Here is a 14,523-nt window from a genome sequence, read left to right on the forward strand (position 1 = left end):
AGCCATGCCCTATCGCGTCTGTTTCGTCTGCACCGGCAACATCTGCCGCTCCCCGATGGCGGAGTCCGTCTTCCGGGCCCGTGTGGAAGAGGCCGGGCTCGATCACCAGGTCGAGGTCGACAGCGCGGGCACGGGCGGCTGGCACGAGGGCGACGGTGCCGACCCGCGGACCGTCGCCGTCCTGGAGGCGCACGGCTACGGGAGCGACCACACCGCCCGGCAGTTCCAGGCCTCGTGGTTCTCCCGCCTCGACCTCGTCGTCGCCCTCGACTCCGGCCACCTGAAGGCGCTGCGCCGTCTCGCGCCCACCCCCGAGGACGCCGCCAAGGTCGGACTGCTGCGGTCGTACGACCCCACCGCGGGCGACGATCCGGACGTCCCGGATCCGTATTACGGACGAATGGACGGCTTCGAGGAGTGTCTTGAGATGGTGGAGGCGGCGAGCGTCGGTCTGCTCGCCGCTGTACAGGAGCAAGTGGAGGGACAGGTCTCATGACCTCAGGGGATTTCGTTGCGCCGAGCGGTGACGGCACGCGCGCGGTGCGGGCCGGGCTGCCCGAGCCCGTCAAGTACGAGCCGACACTTCCGGGACCGGTCTTCGCCGCGCACTTCCATCTGCCCGGCGATCCCACCGGCCCGTACACCTACGGCCGTGACGAGAACCCGACCTGGACGCTCCTGGAGCGCGCCATCGGCGAGCTGGAGGCCCCCGGGGAGGACGGCGTCGAGACCCTCGCCTTCCCCTCGGGCATGGCCGCCATCTCCGCCGTCCTCTTCTCCCAGCTGCGCGCCGGCGACGTCGTGGTCCTGCCCGACGACGGCTATCAGGTGCTCCCACTGGTGCGCGAGCAGCTGACCGCGTACGGCATCGAGGTGCGCACCGCCCCGACCGCCGGCGACGCCCAGCTGGAGGTGCTCGACGGCGCGAAGCTGCTGTGGATCGAGACGCCGTCGAACCCGGGCCTCGACGTCTGCGACATCCGGCGGCTGGTCACGGCGGCCCACGCGCAGGGCACGCTCGTCGCCGTCGACAACACCCTGGCCACTCCGCTCGGACAGCGCCCGCTGGAGCTCGGCGCGGACTTCTCGGTCGCGAGCGGCACCAAGATGCTCACCGGGCACGGCGACATCCTGCTGGGATACGTCGCCGCCCGTGACAGCGCACTGATGGTTCCGGTGAAGCGCTGGCGGAAGATCGTCGGCGCGATCCCCGGCCCCATGGAGGCCTGGCTCGCGCACCGCTCGCTCGCCACCCTCCAACTGCGCGCCGACCGGCAGACCTCCAGCGCCCTGATCGTCGCCGAGGCCCTGCGGGATCGGCCCGAGGTGTCCGGGCTGCGCTATCCCGGTCTGCCCGACGACCCTTCGCACAAGATCGCCGCTCAGCAGATGCGGCGGTTCGGATGCGTGGTGTCCTTCACGCTGCCCACGCGCACGCGTGCCGACCGTTTCCTCGACGCGCTGCGTCTGGTGGACGACGCGACGAGCTTCGGCGGCGTCCGGTCCACGGCGGAACGGCGCGGGCGCTGGGGCGGAGACGCGGTGCCGGAAGGCTTCGTCCGCCTCTCCGTCGGTGCGGAGGACCCCGAGGACTTGGTGGCGGACCTGCTGCAGGCACTCGACGAGTCCGCGGAGTGAAGGCCTTCTGAGCGACCGCTGCGCCGGGACGTCGTGCGCGGCCGCGAAACCAGTGCTCCGCTCCGCACGACGGACGGTCCGAGCCTCCCCCCTCGTGGCTCGGACCGTCCCGGTTCTGCGCGCGAAGAACCGCGCGACCAAGGCTAGTTGACTCTGTGTCAGTGTCCAATCACCGTAGCGACAGCGACCTATCGACTTATTTATAGTTAGGGCTCGCGCGGGGGTGCTGGGAGGGGAGGGGCACCATGGATTTGGCCTTGCTGCGCACGTTCGTGACGGTGCACCGGGCCGGTTCCTTCACCCGCGCCGCCGCGCTGCTCGGGCTCTCCCAGCCTGCGGTCACCTCACAGATCCGCACGCTGGAGCGGCAGTTGGGACGGCCATTGTTCCTGCGCCAGGCCCGTGGGGTGACCCCCACGACCATCGGCGACGAACTGGCCCACAAGGCGGCACCGCACCTCGACGCCCTCGTGGAGATCACCGAGACCGGCGTCGACGAGGACTCGTCCTTGCGCACCCTTCATCTCGCCGGGCCGCCGGAGTTCACCGCGGAGCGGGCGCTGCCCGCGCTCACCGAGCTGATCGGCGACGACGGCCAGGGCCTGGCGCTGCGCGCCTCCTTCGGCAATGCCGAGGAGACCCTGGAAGGGCTTGCTGCCGGACATCATGATTTGGCCATCACGACGGCCCGTCCACGCGGTGCTCTGCTGACCGCGACTCCGCTCTGCGACGAAGAGCACGTCCTGGTCGCCGCTCCGCGCTGGATGGCCCGCGTAGGCGCCGGGAAGCTGCGCCGCAAGGGCGCCTACGCGCTGGAGGACCTCCCCATCGTCGAGGTGCACGAGTCGCTGCCCCTCGTCGCCCGCTACTGGGCCTCCGTCTTCGACTCCCGCCCGGCCGCCTCCGGCACCGTCGTCGTCCCGGACCTGCGCGCCGTCCTGGCCTGCGCCGCCGCGGGTGCGGGCCTCGCCGTCCTGCCCCGGTATCTGTGCACCGAGGCGCTGGAGAGCGGCGACGTCGTCGCGCTGCTCGACCCGGCCGTGCCGCCGCTGCGCACATACTTTCTGGTGGTCCGCACGGGGACGCTGGCCATGCCGCACATCGCCCGGGCACACGAGTGGCTGCTGCGGGCCGCTGCCGACTGGGCCTGACAGCTCGTCGCGGCAGTTCGGGGGCGTCGCGATGTTTCACGTGGAACCTGCCGGGCCACATTTCTCCCATGACCGTCCGACCCGTGGTCAAGCGCACCGCCCGCGCCATCCTGCTCGATGGTGACGACCTGATCCTGATCAAGCGCACCAAGCCCGGCGTCGATCCCTACTGGCTCACACCGGGCGGCGGGGTCGAACCGGAGGACACGACCGTCGTCGACGCCCTCCACCGCGAGGTGCACGAGGAGCTCGGCGCCAAGGTCACCGATGTAGTGCCCTGCTTCGTCGACACCGTCGAGCACATCGGCGACGACGGCGGCGCGACCGGCGTCAAGGTGCAGCATTTCTTCGTCTGCCGCCTGGAGTCCATGGACCTGTCCCAGAGACACGGTCCCGAGGTGGACGAGCCGATCGGCGAGTACGAGATCGTCCGCGTGCCGTTCACGCGGGTCGGCATCGCCTCCGTCCACCTCGTCCCCCTGTCCCTGCGGCACTATCTCGACGGGAACATCGAGGGCGTACGGGCGATGCACGCGCCCGACCTGGGCTGACCGTCGCGGGCCGGAGGGCCGTCGAACCGTCCTGGCCGGGAGACGGATTCACCCCGTCCCGGCCTGGACGTGTTCAGTCGCCGGCCGTCACGAGTTCCTCCACCGAGTCGTGGCGGATGCGGTCCGACGGGATGCCGATGTCCCTCAGCGCGTCCACACCGCTGCGGATCATCCCGGGAGGCCCCGAGAGATACGCGTCGTACTCGTTCCACGGCCCGTACTCACGGACGACGTCCGGCAGCTGAAGGTGGGCCTGCTGGTCGACGACCGGCCGTACGGCAAGCCAGGGGTGGCTCTGCTGAAGCCGCAGCATCGTGTCGATGTCGTACAGGTCGTGGTCGGTGCGTGCCCCGTAGAACACCTCGACCGGGCGCCGTTCACCGTGCTCGGCGACATCCTCGACCAGGGCCTTGATCGGTGCGATGCCGGTGCCGCCGCCGAGACAGAGCAGACCGCTGTCGGTGGTGTGGTCGACGGTCATCGAACCGGCGGGCGGGCCGAGCCGGATGATGTCGCCGGGCCGGGCGCGGTGCACCAGGGCGTTGGACACCCAGCCCGCCGGAACCGCCTTCACATGGAAGGACAGCAGACCGTCGGAGCGGGGGGCCGAGGCGAAGGAGTAGTGGCGCCAGATCCGCGGCCACCACGGCGTCTCCAGGCTCGTGTACTGGCCGGCGAGGAACGGATAGGGCTGGTCGGGGCGGACGGTGACGACCGCGACGTCCGGGGTCCGCAGATCGTGCGAGACCACCTCGGCGTACCACCAGGCCGGCGCGAGCAGTTCGTCCGCCGCCGCCGCATCGATCATGACCTGGGAGATCGTCGTGTACGCGCGCACCCAGGCCGCCTCCGTCTCGGCGTCCCAGCTCCCTGAGGCATACCTGCTGAGCGAGCCGATGAGGCACTCGCCGACGGCCGGGTAGTGCTCCGGTCTGGTGCCGTACTTGCGGTGTCCACGGCCGAGGTTCTGCAGATACGCCACGAGGACTTCGGTGTTGTCGATGTGCTCGGCGGCGGTCAGCAGGGCCCTGAGAAGCCGGTCCCGCTGCGTGTCCATCGCGGCGGGGAACAGCTGGCGCAGCTCCGGGTGGCGCACGAACAGCAGCGCGTAGAAGTAGGAGGTGACCTTGTCGGCCACCGGGCCGACCTCCGCCATGGTCCGGCGGATCAGCACGGCGTCGGGAGACGCCTTCGGGCCGGGCGTCGGGGAGGGCGTCTGTACGGGCGCTCGCGGGGCAAAAACGGATTCCGGCTCCGGGGCGCCATATGCGGGCCCGGGAGAGCCGTACGCGGGCTGCGGGGCCCCTGACACAGGTTGTGCGGCTCTGTCGACTGACACGGGTTGTGCGGCTCTGTCGACGGGCTCCGGCTCGGGACGCCGGGGCGCGTACGGCGCCCCTTGGTACGGAATCTGCGGTGCCGCGTCACGGGGGGCCTGCGGGGCGTGGGCTGCCTCGCCGCGGGGAGCCTGCGCCGACGGGGATATTCGTTCCTGCACGGCCGGTGCCGTGGGCGGGGTCCGTTGGTCCGCTTCCTGGGCGGGCTCGCCCTGTGGGGTGGTGGGCCGGCCGACGGGGCGCATCGCTGCGAGCCGACGGCCGTCGGATGCCCCCTGATCACCGTCGGAGGGCGCCGGGTCCTGGCGCGGTGTGAACCAACCGCCCCCGCCGTTGCCGCCGGAAGTGCCCTTGTCGGCCGACGCCGTGGTCGGAGCGTCCATGGTGTGCCTCGCCTCGAACATCTTTCGATCGGTCTGCGCACCTCCGCGGTCGGAAGATGCCTGCTTTCCCCCGCAGACGGCTCGCCCTCTTTCCCGGTTCAGTCCCCGTCGGCCAATGCGGCCACATTGAAACTGCATTCCCGTCGCGTATGGACAAGTAAGGAGAGAATGTGACATTGGCCGCACCGGTCTCACCGCAGCATGCCACGCCGCGTCAACGCCCGGTCGCACAACGGAAAATGCGGGTCTTCGATCTCTCCGTCCCGTTAGGCTGCATTGGCCTGCGTTCAGCCTCCTGAGGACGTACCTACGTCTCGGCGGAGGTGAACCGGAGTCGACCATACCGGCAGGCGCCCCAGGCACAAGTCCTCTCCGTCCTCCCCGCAAAACGGCCCGGGGGCGATCCATCGATGTCGCTCAATTGCCGTGCGGGGCGGGCCAATTCACAGGCATTCGCGGGCCCGGCAGATCGCCCCGGACCTCCCCGAACCCTTCACATGGCCACTTCCTGATCTCCACCTTGGATGCGACGTCGGCAATTTCCGCCAGTTCCACCGATTCGGCAAGCGGCAGCACTGGAATGCCCCTGTCCGCGTTGTTTCACGTGAAACATCTATCCGCTTGCCATGCGGTTGTGTATGGCGTGGCCAAAAGCACGTACATCCGGCCGCAAACCGGTGGACGCCACGGCTGCGGGTCGGACAGCCTGACCTGCGTGTCGACACTTTCCCTCGCCGATCTGCCCGTCCGCCGCCTGACGCCTCGCGATCTCACCGCCTGTGCCGACCTGTCCGAGAACCGGGGGTGGCCCCGCGAGGAACACAAGTGGGGTCTCCTGCTCGCGGCGGGGACCGGCTACGGAATCGACCACCCGGACGGCGGCCTCGTCACCGCTTGCGTCGTGACCGAGTACGGCCCGCGGGAGCGACCTGAACTGGGCGCGATCGGCATGGTGCTCGTCGCCGAGCGTCATGCCCGCAAGGGTGTCGGACGTCGGCTCATGCGCCATGTCGTCACCGAAATGGGCACCACGCCGCTGACCCTGCACGCGACCCCCTACGGCCGCCCGCTCTACGAGGAGTTGGGCTTCAAGGTCACCGGCCGCGCCGAGATGGTCCGTGGGGTCTTCACCGCGGACGGGCGAGCGCCCGAGGTCGTCACGCGTGCGGCCACCGCCGAGGATCTCTCCACGATTCTCCGGCTCGACGAGGAGGTCTTCGGCCCCGATCGCACCCACATGATCACGCGACTGCCGGCCTTCTCCGATCAGCTGCGCGTCGCCGAGGAGGGCGGCCGGATCATCGGATACGGGGCGGCCTGGCCCAACATGGACAACCACGTGGTCGGCCCGCTGATCGCTCGCGACACGGAGACGGCGAAGGCCCTCATCGCCTCGCTCGCCGCCGGCACAGACCGTCCGCTGCGTACCGATATCGACGTGCGGCACGAAGAGCTGCTGTCGTGGGTGAAGGAGCGCGGCCTCGTGTCCGTCGCTTTCAACGCGGTCATGACCTACGGAATCTCTGAGCTGCCCGGGGACTGGACGCGACGCTTCGCGCCCCTGACGGTGGCCGCCGGGTAGCAGGGACAGGGCGGGACGCCTGGTGTCCGGACCGGATGCCGGGCCATGGCCGCGGACCGACCGTCCGAGTGCCTCTCCGTAAGCGCACAGGGAAGTGCCGGCCCCACCAGATGGTGAGGCCGGCACTTCCCTGCCGATGCCTGCCGGAGCCGAACGGCCCGCGTCGGACAGGACTTGCGCCGGGGTGTGGCCTGACTCGGTCGGAGCGGACCTGGCCGGGGCTTCGCCGGTCGGCCGTGTCAGACGAGCGTCTCGACCGCGGCGGAGGCGAAGCCGTGGTCCTGGTCCGGCATGCCGCCGCCGACCCCGATCGCGCCGATCAGCCGTCCGTCGCGGTGGACCGGGACGCCACCCGCGATGAACAGCAGGGGACGGTCGAGTGCGGTCGGCAGGGTGTGGAAGAGGCCTCCGGGCTGAACCGCGTCGACGAGGTCGGCGGTGGCGGAGTTCAACTGGAGCGCTGTGTAGGCCTTGCGGGTGCTGGTCTCGCCGGAGATCAGCACGGCCTGGTCGTCACGCCGGAAGGCGAGCAGGTGACCGCCCGCGTCGAGGACGGTGACGCTGACTCGGACACCGGCCGCCTCGGCGGCGCGGCGGGCCGCGGTGACGAGAACCTCGGCGTCCTCGATGGTCAACGGGGCGACGGCAGCGGTGGTGCTCATGAGGGGTCTTCTCCTTCTCGGGGGTGTTGCGGGGTGGTGCTGAGCCGGCGGGAGCGGGGACGGCCCTGGCCTCGCTCCCTGATCGGCTCGGGTCAGTGGTGGACAGCGGCCCGCGGCTCGGCGGGAGCGGCGCCGGCTACGACGGCGCTCGGGGTCTCCGTACGGCGCTCCAGGGCAGCCGAGACGACAGCGAGGACGAGGGCGCTCGCGGCGAGGACGGCTCCGACCCAGTTGGGGGCGGTGTAGCCCAGGCCGGCCGCGATGACGAGGCCGCCGAGCCAGGCCGAGAGGGCGTTGCCGAGATTGAAGGCGCCGATGTTCACCGCCGAGGCGAGCGTGGGGGCGCCGTGCGCCTGGTCGAGGACGCGCTTCTGCAGCGGCGGCACGGTGGCGAAGCCCAGTGCTCCGATCAGGGCGATCGTGACGGCCGCGAGGATCTTGTTGTGCGCGGTGACGGTGAACAGGGCGAGCACGATCGCGAGACCGCCCAGCGAGACGTAGAGCATCGGCATCAGCGAGCGGTCGGCGAACCTGCCGCCGATCAGGTTCCCGCCGACCATGCCGAGGCCGAACAGGACCAGCAGCCAGGTGACGGAGCCGTCGGCGAAGCCCGCGACATGCGTCATCATCGGCGCGATGTACGTGATGGCCGCGAAGACGCCGCCGAAGCCGAGCACGGTCATCGCCATGGCCAGCAGAACCTGGACGTTCTTGAAGGCCGCCAGCTCGTGCCGCAGGTGCACACCCTCCGGCTTGGGCATCTCGGGGACCAGCTTGGCGATGCCCAGCAGCCCGATCACACCGAGCGCCGCGACGCCCGCGAAGGTGACGCGCCAGCCCGCCGACTGCCCGATCAGTGTGCCCAGCGGGACACCGACGACATTGGCGATGGTGAGGCCGCTGAACATCATGGCGATCGCGCCGGCCTTCTTCTCCGGCGCGACCAGCTCGGCGGCCACCACGGACCCGATGCCGAAGAAGGCGCCGTGAGCGAGGGAGGCGATCACTCGTCCCACCAGCATCAGTCCGAAGGCGGGCGCGACGGCGGAGAGCAGGTTGCCGATCACGAACAGCCCCATGAGCAGCATCAGCATCCGCTTACGGGACACCCGTGTTCCGAACGCGGTCATGATCGGTGCTCCGATCACCACGCCGAGGGCGTATCCGGTCACCAGCAGACCGGCTGTGGGGATGGAGACACCGAAGTCACCCGCGACCTCGGGCAGTACGCCCATGATCACGAACTCGGTCGTTCCGATTCCGAAGGCCCCGATCGCGAGGGCCAGAAGCGCGAGAGGCATGGTGGGGTACACCTTCCCAAAAGATTGCAGGAGCGCTTTGCGTGCGTCCACAATAGTTGCAGACGCGGGTTATATGCAACCGCGGGATATTTCGATTGTGGTCTATCCTGGGCTTCAGCCGCTCCGGGACGGAGGAGAACGCCATGACAGCCACGGACCCCGCGCTCACCGCCCTCGCTCAGGGCTGGTGCGCTCTCTCCCTGCTGCACGGGAGGATCGAGGCCCACATCGAGCGAGCGCTGCAGGCCGAGCACGACCTGAGCGTGCGGGAGTACTCTCTGCTCGACGTCCTGAGCCGGCAGCACGACGGTGAAGGCGGTCATCTCCAGATGAAGCAGGTCGCGGACGCGGTCGTGCTGAGCCAGAGCGCCACCACCCGGCTCGTCACACGCCTCGAGGACCGTGGGCTGCTCTCGCGCTACCTGTGCCCGACCGACCGCCGCGGCATCTACACGAACGTCAGCGAGGCGGGACTCCAGCTCCTCGACGAGGCCCGGCCCACCAATGACACCGCTTTGCGGGAGGCGCTCGACGAGGCCGCGAAGAACCCGGAGCTGGCGCCGCTGGTCCGGGTCGTGGAGTCGGTGAGCGTGCCGGTGCAGCCCATGACGCCTGCGTAGGGTGCGCTCATGGGAGATCTTGAAATACGTTCCGCGGTCGCCGACGACGTGCCTGAGATCGTCGCGATGCTCGCGGACGACCCGCTCGGCGCGCAACGTGAGTCGCCCGACGACCTGAGCCCGTATCTCGCCGCCCTGGAGCGCCTGAGCGGTGACCCGCATCAGCATCTGATGGTCGCCGTGCGCGAGCGCCGCGTGGTCGGAACGCTTCAGCTCACGGTGATCCCCGGGCTGTCACGCATGGGGGCGACGCGCTCCGTGATCGAAGGCGTGCGCATCCACGCCGACGAGCGCGGCAGCGGCCTGGGAACCCAGCTCATCGAATGGGCGATCGAGGAATCCCGGCGCCAGGACTGCCAGTTGGTCCAGCTGACCTCCGACGTCACCCGCACCGACGCCCATCGCTTCTACGAGCGTCTCGGCTTCACTGCTTCGCACGTCGGCTTCAAACTCCCCCTCTGAGACGCGCAGAGGACAGAGGCGGCCCGTTTCACGTGAAACGGGCCGCCTTCCTCGTCGCGTCGGCTACCGGATCCCCCGCCAGCCCTCCGGGTCCACTCCGCCCGGCACGGAAGACCCGTCGTCGTACGGCTGACGGGTGAACACGAACGAACCGAGGTCCAGATGGCTCACCGAGCCGTCAGGGCGCCGTACGGCCCGCAGGACCTCCCCCGCGTAGTAGCCGTCGAGTCCCGTCCAGGTTCCGTCGGCGTTCGGCCGGAAGTGCGCGCCGCGGCCGACACCGGACAACGGCTCCAGCGAGAGCCGGCCGTCGGCCGACCACCGCAGCCCGAATCCCTGAGTCCCCCAGTACCACTGCCCCACCAGCTCCAGGACGGCGTTCTCGGCCTCGGACACCGGCCGCCAGGGTTCGGGAATCCTCGGCTCCGCGTCCGCCACGATCCGTACGAGATCGGCGGCCACGGTGAACGCGGCTGGGCCCGAGGTGCAGTTCGTGAGCACGACCGCCGCGACGTCGTCGTCCACACCGATCGCGAGGCCGGCCAGGAACCCGGGCAGCGAGCCCGAGTGCCCCACCAGGGTCCGGCCGTCGCGGTGCGCGATCTGCATGCCGAGGCCGTAGCCGGACCCCACCGCCAAGTCCGCCGTCTCGGGCGGAGCGGCAGGCGTCCGCATCTCCCGTACGGATTCCGCGCTCAGCACCCGGTCGTCACCCCGGGCGAGGAAGACGGCGAAGCGCGCCAGGTCACCGGTGGTGGACCACAGTTGTCCCGCCGGGGCCATCCTGCCGAGGTCCTCCGCTGGCTCGGGCATCATCACATCCGCCCAGGGATGCACCGCCCAGCCGCCCGCGTGCGGCATCTCGGGCCGACCGCTGGTGCGGTGCAGGCCCAGCGGTTCGAGCACCTCCCGCCGCAGCACCTCTTCCCACGGGGCGCCCCGCAGCTCCTCGACCAGTGCGCCCAGCAACGTGAAGCCGGGGTTCGAGTAGTGGTGCCGCCGTCCGACGGAATGCCGGAAGGGCTGCTCGCCCAGGACATCCGTGAGCTCGGGGCGGAGTGTCCCCGGTGTGCGCTCCCACCAGGGCGCGGGCGACTCGGCGGCCAACCCGCCGGTGTGCGCGAGCAGTTCGGCGACGGTGACCTCCCCTGCCCCCGTGCCCGGCAGATGCTTCTCCAGCGGATCACCGAGATCCAGCACACCCTCGTCGCGCAGACGCAGGACCAGTACGGCGGTGAAGGTCTTGGTGATGGAGCCGATCCGGTACTGCACGTTCTCGTCCGGACCGTGTCCGTCCACCGAGGTCCTGGCCCCGTGCCACACGGTCTCCCCGCCCCGGACGACCGCCGCGACCAGCGACGGCGCCCGCCCTTCGCTCTGCGCTACGGCGATACGGTGCAGCAACGCTCGACGGGTGGCGGGCAGCAGAAGTTCCTGGGGTGTCGTCATGCCCCCAAGTCCACCCGGCAGGTGACCCGACGTCGAGCGCATTTCCGCGGCCCCACGCCGACCCCGGCTCCCGATCAGGTCTGTGCCATGTCCACGAAGCGCGAGTAGTGACCCTGGAAGGCGACCGTGATGGTGGCCGTCGGGCCGTTACGGTGCTTGCCGACGATGATGTCCGCCTCGCCCGCGCGCGGAGACTCCTTCTCGTACGCGTCCTCTCGGTGCAGCAGGATCACCATGTCGGCGTCCTGCTCGATCGAGCCGGACTCACGCAGGTCGGAGACCATGGGCTTCTTGTCGGTTCGCTGCTCGGGGCCACGGTTGAGCTGCGAGAGCGCGATGACCGGCAGCTCCAGCTCCTTGGCCAGCAGCTTCAGGTTTCGCGACATGTCCGAGACTTCCTGCTGACGGCTCTCGGACCGCTTGCCGCCCGACTGCATCAGCTGGAGGTAGTCGATGACCACCAGCTTCAGGTCGTTGCGCTGCTTGAGACGGCGGCACTTGGCGCGGATCTCCATCATCGACAGGTTCGGGGAGTCGTCGATGTAGAGCGGGGCGGCGGAGACGTCCGGCATCCGGCGGGCGAGCCGGGTCCAGTCCTCGTCGGTCATCGTGCCGGACCGCATGTGGTGCAGGGCCACACGTGCCTCGGCGGACAGCAGACGCATCGCGATCTCGTTGCGGCCCATTTCGAGCGAGAAGATCACGCTGGGCATGTTGTGCTTGATCGAGCAGGCGCGGGCGAAGTCCAGGGCGAGCGTGGACTTACCCATGGCGGGACGGGCCGCGATGATGATCATCTGGCCCGGATGCAGGCCGTTGGTGAGCGAGTCGAGGTCGGTGAATCCGGTGGGTACACCGGTCATCTCCCCCGATCGCGAGCCGATCGCCTCGATCTCGTCGAGCGCGCCCTCCATGATGTCGCCGAGCGGCAGATAGTCCTCGGTGGTGCGCTGCTCGGTGACGGCGTAGATCTCGGCCTGGGCGCTGTTGACGATCTCGTCGACGTCGCCGTCGGCCGCGTATCCCATCTGCGTGATGCGGGTGCCCGCCTCGACCAGGCGACGCAGGACCGCCCGCTCGTGCACGATCTCGGCGTAGTACTCGGCGTTCGCCGCGGTCGGGACCGTCTGCACCAGGGTGTGCAGATACGGTGCTCCGCCGACCTTGGTGATCTCGCCCCGCTTGGTGAGCTCGGCCGCGACGGTGATCGGGTCGGCCGGCTCCCCCTTCGCGTACAGGTCGAGGATCGCCTGGTAGATGGTCTCGTGGGCGGGCCGGTAGAAGTCGTGTCCTTTGAGGACCTCCACGACGTCCGCGATGGCGTCCTTTGACAGCAGCATGCCGCCGAGGACGGACTGCTCCGCGTCCAGGTCCTGTGGGGGCACACGCTCGAAGGCCGAACCGCCGCTCTCCCACGAACCGGTGTCCCGGTCGCGGTCGTGCTGCTCGTCACGGCCGCGCACGTCTCGGCGCTGACGGGAAGAAGGCAGACGATCACTCGGCCCGCTGTCGGCCCAGGGATCGTCCAAGGGCTCGGAAATACTCACCGAGCGACCTCCTCCCGTCCGCCGAGCGGACCTAGCCGTGCCCGTCATTTCTACGGCACGGCACTGACAACTGAACGGCCCAACTCCGGTTCTGACGCGTCGGTTTTGCGAGCTTTCCGAGGACGGAGGAGAGAGCGGGCGCCGCACCACGTTAGGCCCGCGGGCACCGTCAGCCAATCTGGTTATCCACAGGCCATGTGGACGACGGGCCCGATGCTGTGGAGAACTCGGCAAAACCTGTGCACGACACGGTGGACAGCCCTGTGAACAAGCCCTCAGCCACTTCAGGAAAACGCCTCTGACCTGCAACTCTCCCATCCACCGGGTGTGCAGAAGAAAAACTTCCCCAGTCGGACCAAGATCCCTGCAAATGACGTGACGCGACGCGCCCGACCCGACAGTTGGTAAGGGTCTTTATCACCTTGCATCTCTTACCTGTGGAAGATTAGATTGGTGCTCATGACACAGGCTCCCGCGGCACCCAAGGCCGTCCGACGCCGGCACGACCGAGAGATCGTCGCGCTGGCCGTTCCGGCCTTCGGCGCACTCGTCGCCGAGCCTCTCTTCGTGATCGCCGACAGCGCCATCGTCGGCCACCTCGGGACTGCCCAGCTGGCCGGCCTCGGAGTCGCCTCGACCCTCCTCATGACAGCCGTCGGCGTCTTCGTCTTCCTCGCCTACGCCACCACGGCCGCCGTCGCCCGCCGAGTCGGCGCGGGAGATCTCCGGGCCGCGATCCGGCAGGGCATGGACGGCATCTGGCTCGCCCTGCTGATCGGCGCGGCCGTCATCGCCGTCGTCCTGCCGACGGCGCCGACCCTCATGGACTGGTTCGGCGCCTCCTCCACTGCCGCCCCCTACGCGACCACGTATCTGCGGATCTCGACGCTCGGTATCCCGGCCATGCTCGTCGTGCTCGCCGCGACCGGTGTCCTGCGCGGACTCCAGGACACCAAGACGCCGCTGTACGTCGCCGTCGGCGGATTCGTGGCCAACGCCGCCCTCAATGCCGGCCTCGTCTACGGCGCGGGCTTGGGCATCGCCGGCTCCGCCTGGGGAACCGTCATCGCCCAGTGCGGCATGGCGGCGGTCTATCTGGTCGTCGTCGTCCGCGGAGCCCGCAAGCACGATGCCTCCCTGCAGCCCGACGCCGCCGGGATACGGGCCTGCGCCCAGGCCGGCACGCCCCTGCTCGTCCGCACTCTTTCCCTGAGAGCCATTCTCGTGATCGCCACCGCGGTCGCCGCCCGGCTCGGGGACGCCGACATGGCCGCCCACCAGATCATCCTGTCTGTGTGGAGCCTGCTCGCCTTCGCCCTCGACGCCATCGCCATCGCGGGGCAGGCCATCATTGGACGCTTCCTCGGCGCGGACGACGCCCAGGGCGCCCGCGAGGCATGCCGTCGCATGGTGCAGTGGGGTCTCGCCACCGGTGTCGTCCTCGGCCTGCTGGTCATCGTGACGCGCCCGCTCTTCCTGCCGATGTTCAGCGGCGACTCGGTCGTGCGTGACGCCGCGCTGCCCGCGCTGGTCATGGTGGCCCTCTCACAGCCGATCTGCGGAATCGTCTTCGTCCTGGACGGAGTCCTGATGGGCGCGGGGGACGGTCCCTACCTGGCGTGGGCCATGGTGCTCACCCTGGCGGTCTTCGCTCCCGTCGCGCTGCTCGTCCCTGTGCTGGGCGGCGGGCTCACCGCTCTCTGGGCAACGATGACGCTGATGATGGCGATCCGGCTGCTGACCCTGGGGCTGCGCTCACGCTCGGGACGCTGGATCGTCACGGGAGCCACGCGCTGACGCCTGGCGCTGACCGTTTCACGTGAAACGGGGGTTTCACGTG

13 protein-coding genes are annotated in these 14,523 nt (G+C 69.7%); 8 read left to right on the forward strand and 5 right to left on the reverse strand.

The window, feature by feature from the left end; translation table 11 throughout:
* Window positions 1-4 precede the first annotated feature (4 nt).
* The 4 genes from ACSYGO_RS24000 (at window position 5) to ACSYGO_RS24015 (ending at window position 3,340) form a co-directional block, all read left to right on the forward strand.
* Window positions 5-496, forward strand: coding sequence for a low molecular weight protein-tyrosine-phosphatase (locus tag ACSYGO_RS24000; RefSeq protein WP_460387585.1), 492 nt, complete (start codon window positions 5-7; stop codon window positions 494-496).
* The gene (locus tag ACSYGO_RS24005) at window positions 493-1,638 is read left to right on the forward strand and encodes a cystathionine gamma-lyase (protein ID WP_460387587.1); all 1,146 of its coding nucleotides are present in this window, start codon (window positions 493-495) and stop codon (window positions 1,636-1,638) included. The genes ACSYGO_RS24000 and ACSYGO_RS24005 overlap by 4 nt, the downstream gene beginning before the upstream one ends.
* A 245-nt stretch (window positions 1,639-1,883) precedes the next feature.
* On the forward strand, window positions 1,884-2,789 hold the full coding sequence (locus ACSYGO_RS24010; RefSeq protein ID WP_426677097.1) for a LysR family transcriptional regulator: 906 nt from the start codon (window positions 1,884-1,886) through the stop codon (window positions 2,787-2,789).
* Window positions 2,790-2,857: 68 nt separating this feature from the next.
* Window positions 2,858-3,340 carry an NUDIX hydrolase gene (locus ACSYGO_RS24015; protein WP_345640252.1) on the forward strand — a complete coding sequence of 161 codons (483 nt, stop codon included), beginning with the start codon at window positions 2,858-2,860 and terminating at the stop codon, window positions 3,338-3,340.
* 73 nt (window positions 3,341-3,413) lie between these two features.
* Here ACSYGO_RS24015 and ACSYGO_RS24020 read toward each other — a convergent pair whose 3' ends face one another.
* Window positions 3,414-5,081, reverse strand: a complete 1,668-nt coding sequence (locus ACSYGO_RS24020) for a globin domain-containing protein (RefSeq protein ID WP_460387590.1) — start codon at window positions 5,079-5,081, stop codon at window positions 3,414-3,416.
* A gap of 694 nt (window positions 5,082-5,775) precedes the next feature.
* Between ACSYGO_RS24020 and ACSYGO_RS24025 the strand changes: the two genes are divergently transcribed.
* Window positions 5,776-6,642: a GNAT family N-acetyltransferase gene (locus ACSYGO_RS24025; RefSeq protein ID WP_460387591.1), complete on the forward strand. Its 867-nt coding sequence runs from the start codon at window positions 5,776-5,778 to the stop codon at window positions 6,640-6,642.
* 239 nt (window positions 6,643-6,881) lie between these two features.
* Here the strand turns inward: ACSYGO_RS24025 and ACSYGO_RS24030 are convergent, their stop codons facing one another.
* The gene (locus ACSYGO_RS24030) at window positions 6,882-7,304 is read right to left on the reverse strand and encodes a GlcG/HbpS family heme-binding protein (protein WP_432172843.1); all 423 of its coding nucleotides are present in this window, start codon (window positions 7,302-7,304) and stop codon (window positions 6,882-6,884) included.
* Window positions 7,305-7,396: 92 nt separating this feature from the next.
* A complete protein-coding gene (locus ACSYGO_RS24035) occupies window positions 7,397-8,605 on the reverse strand; it encodes an MFS transporter (RefSeq protein ID WP_432172844.1) in 1,209 nt (402 codons plus the stop codon).
* Window positions 8,606-8,748: 143 nt separating this feature from the next.
* Here ACSYGO_RS24035 and ACSYGO_RS24040 point away from each other — a divergent pair, with 143 nt between their 5' ends.
* Both ACSYGO_RS24040 and ACSYGO_RS24045 read left to right on the forward strand, forming a co-directional pair.
* Window positions 8,749-9,225 carry a MarR family winged helix-turn-helix transcriptional regulator gene (locus ACSYGO_RS24040; protein ID WP_426677092.1) on the forward strand — a complete coding sequence of 159 codons (477 nt, stop codon included), beginning with the start codon at window positions 8,749-8,751 and terminating at the stop codon, window positions 9,223-9,225.
* Between the two features lie 9 nt (window positions 9,226-9,234).
* The gene (locus ACSYGO_RS24045; protein ID WP_426677091.1) at window positions 9,235-9,687 is read left to right on the forward strand and encodes a GNAT family N-acetyltransferase; all 453 of its coding nucleotides are present in this window, start codon (window positions 9,235-9,237) and stop codon (window positions 9,685-9,687) included.
* Window positions 9,688-9,750: 63 nt separating this feature from the next.
* On the opposite strand, the gene ACSYGO_RS24050 is transcribed toward ACSYGO_RS24045, so the two are convergent.
* Together ACSYGO_RS24050 and dnaB are read right to left on the reverse strand one after the other, a co-directional pair.
* Window positions 9,751-11,136: a serine hydrolase domain-containing protein gene (locus ACSYGO_RS24050; protein ID WP_460387594.1), complete on the reverse strand. Its 1,386-nt coding sequence runs from the start codon at window positions 11,134-11,136 to the stop codon at window positions 9,751-9,753.
* Between the two features lie 74 nt (window positions 11,137-11,210).
* Entirely contained in the window at window positions 11,211-12,683 is a 1,473-nt protein-coding gene (dnaB, locus tag ACSYGO_RS24055; RefSeq protein ID WP_028804081.1) for a replicative DNA helicase, read from the reverse strand.
* 459 nt (window positions 12,684-13,142) lie between these two features.
* On the opposite strand from dnaB, the gene ACSYGO_RS24060 reads away from it, so the two are divergent.
* A complete protein-coding gene (locus ACSYGO_RS24060) occupies window positions 13,143-14,480 on the forward strand; it encodes an MATE family efflux transporter (RefSeq protein ID WP_426677089.1) in 1,338 nt (445 codons plus the stop codon).
* Window positions 14,481-14,523 lie beyond the last annotated feature (43 nt).

Source organism: Streptomyces krungchingensis (assembly GCF_054729265.1).

Coding starts and splice junctions, on each gene's coding strand:
- ACSYGO_RS24050 (WP_460387594.1), bottom strand. CDS start 11,136: ATGACGACACCCCAGGAACTTCTGCTGCCCGCCACCCGTCGAGCGTTG.
- ACSYGO_RS24010 (WP_426677097.1), top strand. CDS start 1,884: ATGGATTTGGCCTTGCTGCGCACGTTCGTGACGGTGCACCGGGCCGGT.
- ACSYGO_RS24040 (WP_426677092.1), top strand. CDS start 8,749: ATGACAGCCACGGACCCCGCGCTCACCGCCCTCGCTCAGGGCTGGTGC.
- ACSYGO_RS24045 (WP_426677091.1), top strand. CDS start 9,235: ATGGGAGATCTTGAAATACGTTCCGCGGTCGCCGACGACGTGCCTGAG.
- ACSYGO_RS24060 (WP_426677089.1), top strand. CDS start 13,143: ATGACACAGGCTCCCGCGGCACCCAAGGCCGTCCGACGCCGGCACGAC.
- ACSYGO_RS24035 (WP_432172844.1), bottom strand. CDS start 8,605: ATGCCTCTCGCGCTTCTGGCCCTCGCGATCGGGGCCTTCGGAATCGGA.
- ACSYGO_RS24030 (WP_432172843.1), bottom strand. CDS start 7,304: ATGAGCACCACCGCTGCCGTCGCCCCGTTGACCATCGAGGACGCCGAG.
- ACSYGO_RS24005 (WP_460387587.1), top strand. CDS start 493: ATGACCTCAGGGGATTTCGTTGCGCCGAGCGGTGACGGCACGCGCGCG.
- ACSYGO_RS24020 (WP_460387590.1), bottom strand. CDS start 5,081: ATGTTCGAGGCGAGGCACACCATGGACGCTCCGACCACGGCGTCGGCC.
- ACSYGO_RS24000 (WP_460387585.1), top strand. CDS start 5: ATGCCCTATCGCGTCTGTTTCGTCTGCACCGGCAACATCTGCCGCTCC.
- ACSYGO_RS24015 (WP_345640252.1), top strand. CDS start 2,858: ATGACCGTCCGACCCGTGGTCAAGCGCACCGCCCGCGCCATCCTGCTC.